This window comes from Pseudomonas fluorescens Q2-87, from assembly GCF_000281895.1.
In the GTDB taxonomy this organism is placed as follows: domain Bacteria; phylum Pseudomonadota; class Gammaproteobacteria; order Pseudomonadales; family Pseudomonadaceae; genus Aquipseudomonas; species Aquipseudomonas fluorescens_S.
This window is the reverse complement of record NZ_CM001558.1, coordinates 6,233,582-6,247,992: the sequence shown is the minus strand read 5'-3', so window position 1 is coordinate 6,247,992 and position 14,411 is coordinate 6,233,582. Positions and strand designations below refer to the sequence as shown.

Sequence of the window (14,411 nt, the reverse complement as noted above, 5' to 3'; positions counted from 1 at the left end):
GTTCCTTCCCACAGGTTCAGTCATCCTTTACTGATATCAATTAAAAAAAGGGCTTGGGGAAGATCCCCAAGCCCTCAAAAGGTGAGAGGTGTCTAGTCCCTCGACCTGGTGAGCGGTGTTCGCGTCGATCACGCTTTGAGCGGGACCAGACGTGGAGCAATCATGTTTTCCGGGCGCAGGATGTCGTCGAGCATAGCGTCGTCGAGCAAGCCTTCTTCGCGCACCAGTTCCAGCACGCCGCGGCCGCTTTCCAGGGCAACACGGGCGATGCGGGTGGCGTTTTCATAGCCGATGTACGGGTTCAGCGCAGTGACCAGGCCGATCGAGTGTTCGACCAGTTCGCGGCAGCGCGCTTCGTTGGCGGTGATGCCGACGATGCAGTGCTCGCGCAGCATGTCCATGGCCCGTTGCAGCAGGCGGATCGAGTCGAAGATCTTGAAGGCGATCAGCGGCTCCATCACGTTCAATTGCAGTTGGCCGCCTTCGGCCGCGATGGTCAGGGCCAGGTCGTTGCCGATGATCTGGAACGCCACCTGGTTGACCGCTTCCGGGATCACCGGGTTGACCTTGCCGGGCATGATCGAGCTGCCTGGCTGGCGGGCCGGCAGGTTGATCTCGTTGATGCCGGTGCGTGGGCCGCTGGAGAGCAGGCGCAGGTCGTTGCAGATCTTCGACAGCTTGACCGCGGTACGCTTGAGCATGCCGGAGAACAGCACGAAGGCACCCATGTCGGAGGTGGCTTCGATCAGGTCGGCAGCCGGTACCAGCGGCTGGCCGCTGATGGTCGCCAGGCGCTGTACGGCCAAAGCCTGGTAGCGCGGGTCGGCGTTGATGCCGGTGCCGATGGCGGTGCCGCCCAGGTTCACTTCGGTGAGCAGTTCAGGCGCCAGGGTTCTCAGGCGTGCCAGGTCTTCGCCCAGGGTGGTGGCGAAGGCACGAAATTCCTGGCCAAGGGTCATCGGCACAGCGTCCTGCAGCTGGGTGCGGCCCATTTTCAGGACGTGGCTGAATTCTTCACCCTTGGCCGCGAACGCCTGGATCAGGCTGTCGAGGCTGGCCAGCAAGGCGTCGTGACCCAGCAGCAGACCCAGGCGGATCGCGGTCGGGTAGGCGTCGTTGGTGGACTGCGCCATGTTCACGTCGTTGTTGGGGTGCAGGTATTGGTACTCGCCTTTCTGGTGGCCCATGGCCTCCAGCGCGATGTTGGCGATGACTTCGTTGGCATTCATGTTGGTCGACGTGCCAGCGCCGCCCTGGATCATGTCCACCACGAACTCTTCGTGGAAATCGCCGCGGATCAATCGTGCACAGGCTTCGCTGATAGCGGCGTGCTTGGCTTCGCTGAGCTGGCCCAATTCGCGGTTGGCGTCAGCGGCGGCCTGTTTGACCATTGCCAGACCGACCACCAGCTTGGGGTAATGCGAAATCGGGACGCCGGAGAGACGGAAATTGTTTACCGCTCGTAGGGTCTGGATGCCGTAATACGCTTGTGCCGGTACTTCGAGTACGCCAAGCAGGTCTTTTTCTGTGCGGAATGATGCAGCGGAGGACATGACGGAAATCATCTCGATAAGGACCCGGTCTGAGCCGGAACGCTGTGGATCCTAGGCTTTCAGAAAAAAATGGGCCAATGCTGTTAAGCACTGGGGTATGCATATTCGGCATAATGCGGATGTGACGCCGCCTGTGTGGCGGACGTGTGACCTGTTTTGGTGCGTGGGAGGGACGTGATGAATCTTGAAAGCAAATGGCTTGAGGACTTCAGTGCCTTGGCGGCTACCCGCAGCTTCTCCCAGGCGGCCGAGCGACGTTTCGTGACGCAGCCGGCGTTCAGCCGGCGAATCCGCAGCCTGGAAGCGGCGCTGGGGCTTACGCTGGTCAACCGCTCGCGCACGCCCGTCGAACTGACGGCCGCGGGGCAGCTGTTCCTGGTGACGGCGCGCACGGTGGTGGAGCAACTGGGTGAAGTGCTGCGTCATCTGCATCACTTGGAAGGCGGGCAGGGCGAAGTCATCCAGGTGGCGGCCGCGCACTCCCTGGCGCTGGGTTTCTTTCCGCGCTGGATCGCGCAACTGCGCAACGAGGGGATGAACATCGCCACGCGGTTGGTGGCGACCAACGTCGGTGACGCCGTGCACGCATTGCGCGAAGGCGGCTGCGACTTGATGCTGGCCTTCTATGACCCGGATTCGGCGATGCAGATGGACCCGGAAATCTTCCCTTCGCTGCACTTGGGCCAGACTGAAATGCTGCCGGTGTGTGCGGCCGATGCCGACGGCAAGCCGCTGTTCGATCTCGAAGGCGAGGCCAGTGTTCCGCTGCTGGCCTACAGCGCCGGGGCGTTTCTCGGCCGCTCGGTCAATCAATTGTTGCGCCAGCGAGCGCTGCGTTTCACCACGATCTACGAGACCGCCATGGCCGACAGTCTCAAGAGCATGGCCCTGGAAGGCCTGGGCATCGCCTGGGTGCCGCATTTGAGCGTGCGCGCCGAACTGGCCCGGGGCGAACTGGTGATCTGCGGCGGCACGCAATGGCACGTGCCACTGGAAATCCGCCTGTACCGCTGCGCCCTGGTGCGCAAGGCCAACGTGCGGTTGTTGTGGCGCAAGCTTGAAGGCGGCGTGGCGCAGGGCGCGGCCGGGTCTTGAAAACCACCGTCACCCTTGTGGGAGCGGGCTTGCTCGCGAATGCGGTGTATCAGTTGCGATGATGTCGGCTGGCACACCGCATTCGCGAGCAAGCCCGCTCCCACAGATGGTTTAATGGCGCTCTTTCGCTGACCTTCGAGTCAATAAAACCGCCGCTTCGCCCCAAACGACAGATGGTCGGCGAAAGTGCGTTTAACGCACCATTTTCGGTATACTGCCCGGCCTTCGGTCGGTTCGCCCGGCCATTATTCGTACAACAAGCCACGCCGGTTTCCTGCGTGGCTTGTTGTTTTTTGACGCGCCTGCGGGCGCCCAGAGAGAAGAGGCACGACGATGAGTGCACTGGTTGGCGTGATCATGGGCTCCAAGTCCGATTGGTCCACCCTTAGCCACACCGCCGATATGCTGGAAAAGCTCGGCATCCCTTACGAGGTGAAAGTGGTCTCTGCCCACCGCACCCCGGACCTGCTGTTCCAGTACGCCGAAGAGGCCGAATCCCGTGGCATCGAAGTGATCATCGCCGGTGCCGGCGGTGCGGCTCACTTGCCAGGCATGTGTGCGGCCAAGACCCACCTGCCAGTGCTGGGCGTGCCAGTGCAATCGTCGATGCTCTCGGGCGTCGATTCGTTGCTATCGATCGTGCAAATGCCAGCCGGCATCCCGGTCGCGACCCTGGCCATCGGCAAGGCTGGCGCGATCAACGCCGCCCTGCTCTCGGCGAGTATCCTGGGCGCCAAGCATCCACAGTTTCATACCGTGCTGAAAAAATTCCGCGCTGAGCAGACAGACAGCGTCCTGGACAATCCGGACCCACGCATTGCCTGAGGTGGTTGACGAATGAAGATCGGTGTAATCGGTGGCGGCCAGTTGGGCCGCATGTTGGCCCTGGCGGGTACGCCGCTGGGTATGAACTTCGCTTTCCTGGACCCGGCGCCGGACGCCTGTGCAGCCGCCCTGGGTGAGCACCTGCGGGCCGACTACGGCGACCAGGATCACCTGCGCCAATTGGCCGATGAAGTCGACCTGGTGACCTTCGAATTCGAAAGCGTCCCGGCCGAAACCGTGGCCTTCCTGTCGCAATTCGTCCCGGTCTACCCGAGCGCCGAAGCCTTGCGCATCGCCCGTGACCGGTGGTTCGAGAAGAACATGTTCAAGGACCTGGGCATCCCGACGCCGGCCTTCGCCGACATCCAGTCCCAGGCCGACCTGGACGCCGCCGTTGCCACCATCGGCCTGCCTGCCGTGCTCAAGACCCGCACCCTGGGTTACGACGGCAAGGGCCAGAAGGTCCTGCGCAACCCTGAAGACGTGGCCGGTACGTTTGCCGAGCTCGGCAGCGTGGCGTGCCTGTTGGAAGGTTTCGTGCCGTTCACCGGCGAAGTCTCGCTGATCGCCGTGCGTGCCCGCGACGGTGAAATCCGTTTCTACCCGCTGGTGCATAACACCCACAAGGACGGCATTCTCAAATTGTCCGTCGCCAGCACCAATCATCCATTGCAGGCCTTGGCGGAGGATTACTCCAGCCGGGTGCTCAAGCAACTCGACTATGTCGGCGTGATGGCGTTCGAGTTCTTTGAAGTGGACGGTGGCCTCAAGGCCAACGAAATCGCCCCGCGTGTGCATAACTCCGGGCACTGGACCACCGAAGGCGCCGAGTGCAGCCAGTTCGAAAACCACCTGCGGGCGGTGGCCGGGCTGCCGCTGGGGTCGACCGCCAAGGTCGGCGAGAGCGCGATGCTCAACTTCATCGGCAAGGTGCCCGACACCGAGAAGGTCCTGGCGATCGCCGACTGCCACCTGCATCACTATGGCAAGGCGTTCAAGGTCGGGCGCAAGGTCGGTCACGCCAACCTGCGCTGCGGTGACCGGGCGACGTTGGCCCAACAGATCATCAAGGTCGAGACGCTGATCGCCGAGCAATAATCTGAAACATCGGCGGAACCATTCGTCGGCCGGCTTCTCTCATGGCAAGGTGCCAAAGTCCTACTAGGCTTTGGCATAGCAACTCAATCAAGAGGAAATGCCATGGGAATCATCGGAACCATCTTTATCGGCTTGATCGTCGGCCTGCTGGCGCGTTTCCTGAAACCGGGCGATGACAGCATGGGTTGGATCATGACCATCCTGCTCGGTATCGGCGGTTCGTTGGCAGCCACCTACGGCGGCCAGGCCCTGGGCATCTACCAGGCAGGCCAAGGCGCTGGCTTCATCGGTGCCCTGGTGGGCGCGATCGTCCTGCTGGTGATCTACGGCCTGATCAAAAGAAACTGATCCAAATGCGATAAGCCCTCTCTGCCTGGCGCGCAGAGGGGGCTAGAATGCTCGGCGTTCTACCTTCCTTCATTGCCGAGCCCTTTCATGCGCCGTCTAGTGTTGACCCTTCTTTTGCTGGGCAGCGGCCTGGCCCATGCCGCCGAACTGCCGGAAACCGACTGGCTCGAACTGATGCCAAAGTCGGACCAGAAAGCCCTCGAGGCCATGCCCGAGATCGACCACGACTCCCCCGAAGCCAACGGCACCTTCACCGAAAAAGGTGGCCTGAAACAAAGCAAAGGCTTGCCAGCGGTGATGTATTCGACCAAGACCGTGGCGTCGATGAACGACAAGCACATCCGTATCGGCGGTTATCCGGTCCCACTGGAAACCGACGCCAAGGGGCGCAGCACGCTGTTCTTCCTGGTGCCTTACCCTGGCGCCTGCATCCACGTTCCGCCACCGCCGCCCAATCAACTGGTGCTGGTGCGTTATCCCAAGGGCCTGAAGCTCGACGACATCTATACGCCGTTGTGGGTGACCGGCACGCTGAAGATCGAAAAGGTCGACAACGACTTGGCGAGCGCGGCGTATGCGCTGGACGCGCAGAAGGTGAGGGTGGTGCAGGAGGCGGATTTGTAGGCGGCTGGTTGGCTCGACACAAATCCCATTGTGGGAGCGGGCTTGCTCGCGAAAGCGATCCAACTGCCAACAAACCAACCACCGACCCAACCGAGGACGCGCCCCATGCTCGACTCCCTGGAAAAAATGCTCGACAAGGGTGTGGATAACGCACTGCTGCGCTTTGGCCTGGGCAAAGGCTATCTCGATCTCGGCGAATTCGCCCGGGCGGCGGAGCACCTTCAGCGCTGCGTCGAGTTCGATCCAAAGTACTCGGCGGCGTGGAAACTATTGGGTAAAGCCCACCAAGGCCAAGGCGATGTCGCGGCGGCGCGCCACGCCTGGCAGCAGGGCCTGGCAGCCGCCCGCGCCCATGGCGACAAGCAAGCGGAAAAGGAAATGACGGTTTTCCTGAAGAAGCTGGACCGCCAACCCTGACGCCCGCCACAACGCCCCCAAAGGAAACAAGGGAAGGGCTACCCAGAGAAATTAGTCAGTCAGACGATGGCGTCGATATCCAAGGTGTAAGGTTTACCGACTGCGTATCCGTCAGCATTGTTGATCCACTCATTTTCGGTACCCGGGCTCGGTGCCCTCGCCAATTGCACCGCTACGCTGTTTTCCGGGTGGGCATGCCAGCGCGACAGGCTTTGCGCCAGTTGTTCGGGTTGTTCCGCCAGGTTTCCGTAGACGTCTTTTTCGCTGACCGACGCGGTGCGCAGCGTGGCCAGACGAGCGAGCGTGGTTCGTATCATGTCGATTTCGTGGGTAAGTGCATCATGGTCAGGGTTGTGGCTACGACCATTGGGAGCGGCCCGTGCTGTCAGGTGGCGTTTTTCGTTTCGCAAGCGCTGGGTGATGTGTGCCAGAGCACTTTCCACCCATTCATATTCACGCTTCGTTACCAGGGAGTCCTGGGCTACCTGCGCTTGCTGCCAGCGATGCAAGGTCGCCCAACAAGCGGGAATATAGCTGGGGACCATGAAATGATTCTCGGTGTGAAAGAGTTGGGACAGTAACGACGGACGATCCGGTAGGCCGTGTTGATGCTGAAGGGCGACATCGCAGGCGGCGTGTTGAATGATGGTGTCGCAACTGGGCGTCCAGAGTATCGAAAAGGTTTCCTTGCGATCTAACTCCACTGGCATGAAATGTCGCAAGATTCCGTGGTGTTCATAGTTCTCCCCCGTCCAGTTGGTGATGCCCGCCACAAACACCGAAAGGCCGACCGGTACGTTGGCGAACGTCAGCGCCAACCCCGTGCCATAGATGCCTGCCTTTGTGTTCATCCAACTGCCGGGTACGCTGGGTATCGGATCGTTGTGGTTGACCATGCGGTAATGCACCAGGGGCTCGGCGTTTTTTACGAAAGTTGCATCAGCGGCGCGGGGGGCGCCGTAGGTGTAGAGCTGGATGGTGTAGCCTTCCGGTCGGCGCCGCAGAATTTCGGAAAGTAATAACGCTACCGCGCCCCCAAGGCTGTGGCCGCAAATGAGTAGTGGTTGGCCAGCATAGAATTTATCCAAGTAGCTCGTTACGAAGGCGGCCGTTTTTTTTGCGGCTCCATAGAATCCGCGATGTACTCGACCATTACCTTCTTCAAACGGTACTTGGAGCGCATCTGCGTCACGCAGGCCGTCAGGGATCATTTCCGAAGTTCCGCGTATTGCAATAAGGATCAGTTGGCCGTTATGGGTGATAAACGCCTGGGTATCAGTGGCCTGCGACTCAAGTTTGCGGTCATCAAGAAAGTGGATCTTGGCGGGATGTTCCTGGTCTTCGCCCAGCTCTGGATTATTGACCGCATACAGGGCAGGGTCGAACGGCACGATCTCCAGGCGTTCGGAATAGGGCACGTCCTGATATAACGGATAATAGGCTTTTGTTTGCCCCGGATTGAGCATCCAAAGTTCCTCGGATTTGGCTAGCGCATCTGCGAACCAGTTACCGACGCTCGGCTGGTGGGTGAAGCTCACCCGGGTATTGATCGGAGGTAGTTCTGGAGTCTGGCCAAAGGGGCAATAGGTCAAGGTCGACATGAGCGCCAATTGATATAAGTTGAGTGCGCAGAATTCGGGGGCGATGGACAACATGGGCCGCAAGGCCCGTAACGGGCGCACCTCCAGCACCGTGTGCTTGTGTGGCATAAGGATTACACCGGATTTGCCATGCTCACCCATCAGCCGTGCCGGCCCGGTAGGGCACGGGTAATGGCGATACACCTCGGGAGGCAAATGCGCGACGTGCTTGACGAGATGGCGCACCTCCACCTGGAAGAAATCGTCCGCGCGAGTTTGGGCCGGGCTTTCTCGGGAGCGTATAGCGTTTGGATGCATGTAGCGGGTGTGTTCTGCACGGACTTGCAGCTCGGTAATCTTCAGCGGATAGCTGTCTCTGCGTTGAAGCTCCAGATAAAGCTGTTCCGGCCCTTGGTACTTTTGTTCAAAGACAAGGGCAATCGGTCCGGCGTAATGATTCCTGACCTTGCCGGCCCCCGATGCATCTAGATTTCCGGAATGTACCTGTCCTTCTGAATCGGTAGCGACATAAACCAGTCCTGCGTAAGGTTCGCCAGAGCCCAACTCATCGACTAGCTGAAAGCTCGTCCATTTCCCTGCCACCGGGCACGCCAGGGTACTGCCGCTCAACCTTGATTCCAGTTCATTTTTCAACGACGTCATGCGCGGGCTTCCTTATTCCGTGCAGCCTGGGTATATGGTGCATCGCCGGCCATCAGGCATCTGAAAACCACTGAAATCTGTGTAGTTGCCGGAACAAAACGCATATTGGTCTTCAAAATTTTTACCCATGCATCGTTTCCAGCCACTGGGTACCTTTACCCAGGTGTCGCCCATGTAGGGTCTTTCTTCATTTGCCAAGGAGATCTTCATTGTTATGGTTTTTCCCGGAAGCTGATCGAGGGTATAGGCCGAGAAAGGACGGCCGCGTCCAAGCATTCCCAGCGGCGTGATTTGTTTACAATTGAGTATTTTCCGGAGAATGCGAGGCTTGCCCGAGGTGCGAAATAGCCATTGGCACTGGCCATAAAAGACGCTTTCATCTGCCTCGTTGAATGTTCTCTTGTATTGCGCTTCCAACTCATCGCGTATGGCGATAACCGCTGAGTCTCCACTTATGTCGCTCCAATCTTTGCCATATGCAGCGTTGATCTCGAGTCTGATGCGGTAGATCACCAATGGGCAGCCGCCAACTGTTCTGTACAAGGCAATCTCCGAGTTCGGCTGGTAATGTTTGCGCCAATGCAGGTTGTATCCGACTTCTGTATTTCTACCACCCGGCACAGTGCAGGATTGCCCTTTGGCAGGGACATACACCGCGACGGCTTGATAAGCAAAGTCCGGAGGTAGATCAGCGGTAAAGGTGAACGTGTTGGGAGGTTTGCTGATGCAGCCTGTCGCTATCGCTAAGCTGCAGCTCAAGCCTGCAATCCGTAGGAAATGTTTCATCGCAACGTCTCGACTTGCCAAAAGGTCGTCATCAGACGCACCCGTTCAAAATGTTCGTCAGGGCTTTCAGCAGGGAGCGCTTGCCATTCCCGCATCAACGTGTGCGCAGGCGCTTGCAGACGATAGGTCAGCAAGAATTCCAACTTCTCAGGCGCTTGCCAGTTCCATGCCTCGGCTTGATTGAGCGTGGCGCGCAACCACGCCTCCGGATCCTGGCGCTCGGCAAGTCGGGCGTAGGCCTGGACATGCTCGGCCAACAGAAAACGGCGGGCATTGATCAGGCGGGTTTCCATTACTTGCTGCGGGGGAACAGGTACTTGCAGCCAGAGAGGCGATTCAGGCACCGGATATACGTCGGGTGCCGGATTATCCACGCGTTCCCAGCTTGTACCTTGCCAGTAGCAGACACTGATCGCCGGCCCGAGATAGACGGGGTAGGCTTCAATGGGCAAATACCCGAGTGCCCGTGCCAGCACACGATTGTCCTGGAAGCGATACAGCGCTTGATGAGGACGCTTTCCAATGATCAACCGTTCCCGCCAATGTTCTGCCAATACCTGCAGGTTTCCTTTACGAAGGCTGGCAAGCCAGCCCCAGTTTCTTTCCGGGGACTCGAGTAATTGATGGATACTTTGGTCGCCGGGCTGATCAAATTCGAAGACGAGCGGCCCAGCGTCGCTTAGGTCGGCGATGATGGTCTGGCCAAAAATGTTCAGATATTGGTCAGGGCGACAGTTCTTTAAAAGCGCCTGGCGTATCTGTCGCTCATTTTCCGAGTCCAGAACAACACACAATGCGCGGCCAAGGCGGTGGTGCTCGACCAACCACTGATGGGGGAACGAGCAAGTCATGCTGCGACGGCTTCCGTTGTACATATACCGTTGCGGCAGGCCTCGCAGATAGGACAGAAATCTAATCCCAATGCTTGACTGGCCGTCATCAGGGCCCGCTGCGTAGGGGCAAGCATCGCCGGTAGATCCTCCAGCTTGACCAAGGTGGCCGCTAGTTCAGGATTAAATGACGAAGCACTGATCGCAGGTAGCGGGGTGCCACCGATTTGGATTTCACTGCTGCTGTAGATGCCGCTGGGATTGATCACGATGTGTTGGCCCCCGGCATTCAAGCTGAGGGTTGCGCCTGCTTCGAGAACGAGATGAGCGCCGGCCTTGATATGCACTTGCTGACCGGCGTCGACGATGAACGTCTGATCGACATGGGTATGGCGATTGACGACGTTCAGGTAATCGTTACCTCCGACCCGGATCGTGCGGTCGGCGGCTGTAGTCCGATGCTCCTCCGCATGAATTTCTGTAATGCTGTTGCCCTTGATGGTCTCTCGCCGTTCGTTGCCCACCTCTAGCCGGCTGTCATTTTCTATTTTTTGCTCCATATCACGCTGGGCACGCAGGTAGATCAGCTCCTGGCCTGTACGGTCCTCCAGATGCAATTCGTTGGCGCCCTTGTAGCCGGGGGAGCTGCGGGAGCGAAACACGGTGCGCGTTTTATGTGCAGGGAGTGGGTAGGGCAAGGTATTTGCACTATTGGTCAGGCATCCGCTGATCAAGGGCTTGTCGGGATCGCCTTCAAGGAAGGTGACCAATACCTCCATACCCACTCTTGGTATCGTAACGCCCCCATAGCCATTGCCTGCCCAACTTGAAGCGACTCTCAACCAGCAGCTGCTGTTGCTATCGACGCGATCCGCACGATCCCAGAAAAACCTGACCTTGACCCGGCCGTATTGATCGCAGTGGATTTCTTCACCCTCGGGCCCGGTAACGACTGCTGTCTGGCAGCCGGATATGTGTGGCTTTTGAAAAAACCGTCGGGAGCGAAAGATCACAGCCCACGGTGTAGCGACAAACCGATTGCGGTAGCCCTGATTGAAGAGGCCTTCACTAGGGCCAGTTTCGTTGGGGATAATTTCTTCCAGGACCTGCGGCTGTTTGCCTTCGTGACGTACTTCAGTCAACAACCATAGGTCATTCCATTCCGAGCGTGGATGTTCTCTCAACTCCAAGAAATGTCCCGTCATCAAGGTTGGCTGGTTACTCCTGCCTTCGGCCAGGCAGTAGTCGGCGCGATGTCGTTCCAGGGCCCGCCGACTCAGTAATTTGCCGCGCTGTTCCTGAAAAAAACCACCGGGATAATCGTAGGCTTCCAAGTCCGGCTGGATTTTACCGATGTTGAGCTGACAGGCGTTTTCCGGCAGGAACGTAGCCTTCTTGAAGTCGTAATCACGGCATGTGACTCGGCTGGTCCGGGTTTCAAGCCGAAGACCAAAGCGCTGAATAACCGGTTCGTCGTAAACCATTCCACTGTCGTGTTTATAAGCAGTGGGTCGGTCGCGCCGGGGAAATACGGTCTGGTCGTCGCCAAAAATTAGTTGATGGCCAGATACACTGTGCTGGAAGTGATAGTGCAAGCCCTCTTCGTGACATAGGCGCTCGATGAAATGCAAATCGGACTCCTGATACTGAACGCAGTAGTCACGCGGCGGATAACTTGCACTCAACTGGAAGCGATGAGCATCGGTGAAGATTCCGTGCTCCTTGAGGATCGAAGTGATGATCTTGGGCACACTGATTTGCTGGAAAATTCGTTGATTAGTCCGATGCGCCAAATAGGTCAGTCGTGGGGTCAGTTTGATCTTGTAATGCGCCAAGCGTTTACCTGAATCGTTTTGCTGAGCTCGATAGATAAAGCCGTGTATGCCACTGTGCTGTTTATCAAAGGCTAGGAATGCTGGTTTATTTAACAGTTGCTCTAGATCGATGTTTTTTTGTTCGCTGACAAGTTTTACGTCGAAACAATAAGGTGTGCTTATCGCTTCATAACCTTCGAAGGCCAAGATCTGTAGTTCATGTTCGAAGCCGGGAATTATGAGTTGAAATTCGTTAGTGTTGGTGACTTGTGGCATTGCTCGGGTCCTTGGGCTGTGGCTTTAGCTCCTGATCACATTGAAGCAGCACTGAGGGGGAGCGGTGCAGACTTCTGCAAAAAAAGAAAGGGATGTAGGATTTTTCATTGGACTGGAAAAATTGAAATGTTTTTAATTAATTGTATTGTTGACGGAGTTCAGTACCTGAGCTTGGAGTGGCGCTGCTGATTTAGAAATTTTATGTATTGTTCTGCTTATCTGTTTCTATAAAAAAAGCGAAAAGTCCTACTTTTTTCTTCGCTAGGCTTTGGCATTCTCCATGGCAGCCGGATGGGTGGAGGTGCTTTGAAGTGAAGGCCAATGTTCTTCAGTCGATGCTCCCGTCCAAATCGCTCAGCTTATAACCCTTACTTCCCAAGCAGGTCGTGAATGTCATATTCCGAAAAACTGTCCGCCCATTATATGGCTCTCGCTAAATTGCCAGTTTCCAATGAGAGCTTCGCGGGAGTGGACGTGCGTTTTTCAAATGAATACGAAACGCTGGAAAACGAGTTGGGCAAAGCCCAGTCGATGCATGAAAGTGGCCAAGTCGACTGGCTCAAAGTCCTGAGGGGAAGTGAATTACTGTTGAGTACCCAGTCGAAGGATTTGCGAGTGGCCGTATGGCTGACCTGGGCGTTGTATCAGTGTGAATCCTTTCAGGGGCTGCTGGCTGGGCTCTGTCTTTTGCAGCATCTATGTAAAAACCATTGGCTTGAAGTTCATCCCGCCAAAAACCGAACCCGAGCCGCCAGCATCAACTGGTTGGTGCCTCGTCTGGAGCAGGTATTAAGCGATAGCGTTGCGATTAAAGAGCAGTTGCCGCTGTTCCGTCATCTGGCGGAACAGCTTGAAGGCCTGGATACCGTTTGCAGCGCCCAGTTGGGTGAGGAGGCGCCTCTGTTATTGCCGTTGTGTCGGCGGCTCAGGAACATGATCCAGCGTGTCACTGATAACTTGCCACAGGCCGGGGCCATTGGAACCGTGGTGGCCCAGGTTAAGCATGCCGCCAGCCAACTGCTTGCGTCCGATGCTCCGATTGAAAATGAAAAAGAAGCTCATAAGGCATTGCGTGCCCAGCAGGAGAGTGCTCGTTCGTTATGCGCTTGGTGGCTCAAGCAAAAGGCGACCGACCCCCGCGCCCTGCGCTTGAATCGCACCATGCTTTGGCTAGCCATTGACGCAATGCCTGAGCGCAACGCAGAACAGATCACCCAACTGCGTGGGGTGCCGGCAGACAGACTGAAGACTTATCGGGATGGTCTCCAACAAGGTAATTACGCGGACCTGCTTGTTGAGATCGAGGCTAGCCTGGCGAAGGCACCGTTCTGGCTAGATGGACAACGGCTCGCCTGGGAGTGCTTGCAAGGATTGGATGCTGAGTTGGCCATGCGAGAGGTGGAAATCCAATTCGCGCTTTTCATCGAGCGCCTGCCGGGAGTCATCGAATTGTGCTGGCATGACGGTACGCCGTTCGCTGATCCAGACACCCGGACATGGATTGCAGCCCAGGTCACGCCCCATCTGCAGAAACCCAGCGCTTCGCCCGAAGTAAGTGCCAGGGGCAACCATGCACCTTGGGAATTGGCTCTGCAAGAGGCTCAGTCGATCCAGCGTTCAAGCGGCCTTAAAACTGCTGTCCAGTTTTTAAGGCAAGGCATGCAAAGCACTCCTGGGGGGCGCGACCGTTTCTTCTGGCGGTTCGTGATGGCTCGGTTGTGCTTTTCGGCCAGGAAATATGAGCTCGCCAAGGTCCAGCTCGAAGCCCTTGATCAGACGCTACAACACTCAGGCCTGAACATCTGGGAGCCCAGTCTGGAGCTGCAGGTGCTGGATTTGCTGCACACGTGCTGCGAGTTGTTGCCCCAGAACCACTCGGTGCGTGAATGCAAAGAAGAGAGCTACCGCAGGTTGTGTCATCTCGACCTGGAACTGGTAATCGAATAGGCCTCCGGGTCCCTAACTGTAAGGAGAAAGTCATGGCCAAAGAAGGCTCGGTCGCCCCCAAGGAGCGCATCAACGTCACCTTCAAACCAGCCACCGGCGGCGCTCAGGAGGAAATTGAGTTGCCATTGAAGTTATTGGCAATAGGCGATTACACCTATCGCAAGGATGAACGCAATATCGAGGACCGAAAGCCGATTGGTATCGACAAGATTACCTTCGACGAAGTACTGGCCAAGCAAGAGTTGACCCTGACCCTGAACGTGCCTAATCGCCTGCAGGACGGCGGTGAAACTCAGGACCTGGCTATACAGCTGCGCTTGAATTCGATGAAGGACTTCAACCCGGCGAGCCTGGTCGAACAGGTGCCAGAGCTTCAAAAGCTGATGGAATTGCGCGACGCGTTGATGGCGCTCAAAGGGCCATTAGGTAACGCTCCGGCGTTTCGTAAAGCCATCGAAGGTGTACTCGCCAATGATGACTCCCGCCGCCGCGTTCTGGATGAGCTGGGTCTGAATCCTGTAGCCCCCAGTGCTTGAATCACTCAGACAAGGAAGC

Annotated in this window: 13 protein-coding genes; 8 read left to right on the top strand and 5 right to left on the bottom strand. The window is 57.4% G+C overall.

Annotation, left to right across the window (positions count from 1 at the left end):
- Positions 1-128: 128 nt before the first annotated feature.
- A complete protein-coding gene (gene aspA / locus PFLQ2_RS00475) occupies positions 129-1,553 on the bottom strand; it encodes an aspartate ammonia-lyase (RefSeq protein ID WP_003187063.1) in 1,425 nt (474 codons plus the stop codon).
- Positions 1,554-1,730: 177 nt separating this feature from the next.
- Here aspA and PFLQ2_RS00480 point away from each other — a divergent pair, with 177 nt between their 5' ends.
- From PFLQ2_RS00480 to PFLQ2_RS00505, 6 genes are all read left to right on the top strand, one after another.
- Positions 1,731-2,648, top strand: a complete 918-nt coding sequence (locus PFLQ2_RS00480; RefSeq protein WP_003187061.1) for a LysR substrate-binding domain-containing protein — start codon at positions 1,731-1,733, stop codon at positions 2,646-2,648.
- A 333-nt stretch (positions 2,649-2,981) separates the two neighbouring features.
- Positions 2,982-3,473: a 5-(carboxyamino)imidazole ribonucleotide mutase gene (gene purE / locus PFLQ2_RS00485; protein WP_003187060.1), complete on the top strand. Its 492-nt coding sequence runs from the start codon at positions 2,982-2,984 to the stop codon at positions 3,471-3,473.
- A 12-nt stretch (positions 3,474-3,485) separates the two neighbouring features.
- Positions 3,486-4,571, top strand: coding sequence for a 5-(carboxyamino)imidazole ribonucleotide synthase (locus PFLQ2_RS00490; protein WP_003187058.1), 1,086 nt, complete (start codon positions 3,486-3,488; stop codon positions 4,569-4,571).
- Between the two features lie 102 nt (positions 4,572-4,673).
- Positions 4,674-4,919 carry a GlsB/YeaQ/YmgE family stress response membrane protein gene (locus tag PFLQ2_RS00495; protein WP_003187057.1) on the top strand — a complete coding sequence of 82 codons (246 nt, stop codon included), beginning with the start codon at positions 4,674-4,676 and terminating at the stop codon, positions 4,917-4,919.
- A gap of 87 nt (positions 4,920-5,006) precedes the next feature.
- Positions 5,007-5,543, top strand: coding sequence for a DUF3299 domain-containing protein (locus tag PFLQ2_RS00500; RefSeq protein WP_033046355.1), 537 nt, complete (start codon positions 5,007-5,009; stop codon positions 5,541-5,543).
- A 105-nt stretch (positions 5,544-5,648) separates the two neighbouring features.
- Positions 5,649-5,960: a tetratricopeptide repeat protein gene (locus PFLQ2_RS00505; RefSeq protein ID WP_003187053.1), complete on the top strand. Its 312-nt coding sequence runs from the start codon at positions 5,649-5,651 to the stop codon at positions 5,958-5,960.
- Positions 5,961-6,019: 59 nt separating this feature from the next.
- On the opposite strand, the gene PFLQ2_RS00510 is transcribed toward PFLQ2_RS00505, so the two are convergent.
- From PFLQ2_RS00510 to PFLQ2_RS00525, 4 genes are read right to left on the bottom strand one after another with little or no spacing between them, the layout of a single operon-like run.
- Positions 6,020-8,203 (bottom strand): lipase family protein, encoded by a 2,184-nt coding sequence (locus PFLQ2_RS00510; RefSeq protein WP_003187051.1) that lies wholly within the window; start codon positions 8,201-8,203, stop codon positions 6,020-6,022.
- 12 nt (positions 8,204-8,215) lie between these two features.
- Entirely contained in the window at positions 8,216-8,989 is a 774-nt protein-coding gene (locus PFLQ2_RS00515) for a hypothetical protein (protein ID WP_003187050.1), read from the bottom strand.
- Positions 8,986-9,840, bottom strand: coding sequence for a DUF4123 domain-containing protein (locus PFLQ2_RS00520; RefSeq protein ID WP_003187048.1), 855 nt, complete (start codon positions 9,838-9,840; stop codon positions 8,986-8,988). The genes PFLQ2_RS00515 and PFLQ2_RS00520 overlap by 4 nt, the downstream gene beginning before the upstream one ends.
- Positions 9,837-11,909 (bottom strand): type VI secretion system tip protein VgrG, encoded by a 2,073-nt coding sequence (locus PFLQ2_RS00525; protein WP_003187047.1) that lies wholly within the window; start codon positions 11,907-11,909, stop codon positions 9,837-9,839. The genes PFLQ2_RS00520 and PFLQ2_RS00525 overlap by 4 nt, the downstream gene beginning before the upstream one ends.
- A 390-nt stretch (positions 11,910-12,299) precedes the next feature.
- Between PFLQ2_RS00525 and tssA the strand changes: the two genes are divergently transcribed.
- Together tssA and tssB are read left to right on the top strand one after the other, a co-directional pair.
- Complete coding sequence (gene tssA, locus PFLQ2_RS00530) at positions 12,300-13,856, top strand: type VI secretion system protein TssA (protein ID WP_003187045.1); 1,557 nt, start codon at positions 12,300-12,302, stop codon at positions 13,854-13,856.
- Positions 13,857-13,888: 32 nt separating this feature from the next.
- Positions 13,889-14,392 (top strand): type VI secretion system contractile sheath small subunit, encoded by a 504-nt coding sequence (gene tssB / locus PFLQ2_RS00535; RefSeq protein WP_003187044.1) that lies wholly within the window; start codon positions 13,889-13,891, stop codon positions 14,390-14,392.
- The last annotated feature ends 19 nt before the right edge of the window (positions 14,393-14,411 follow it).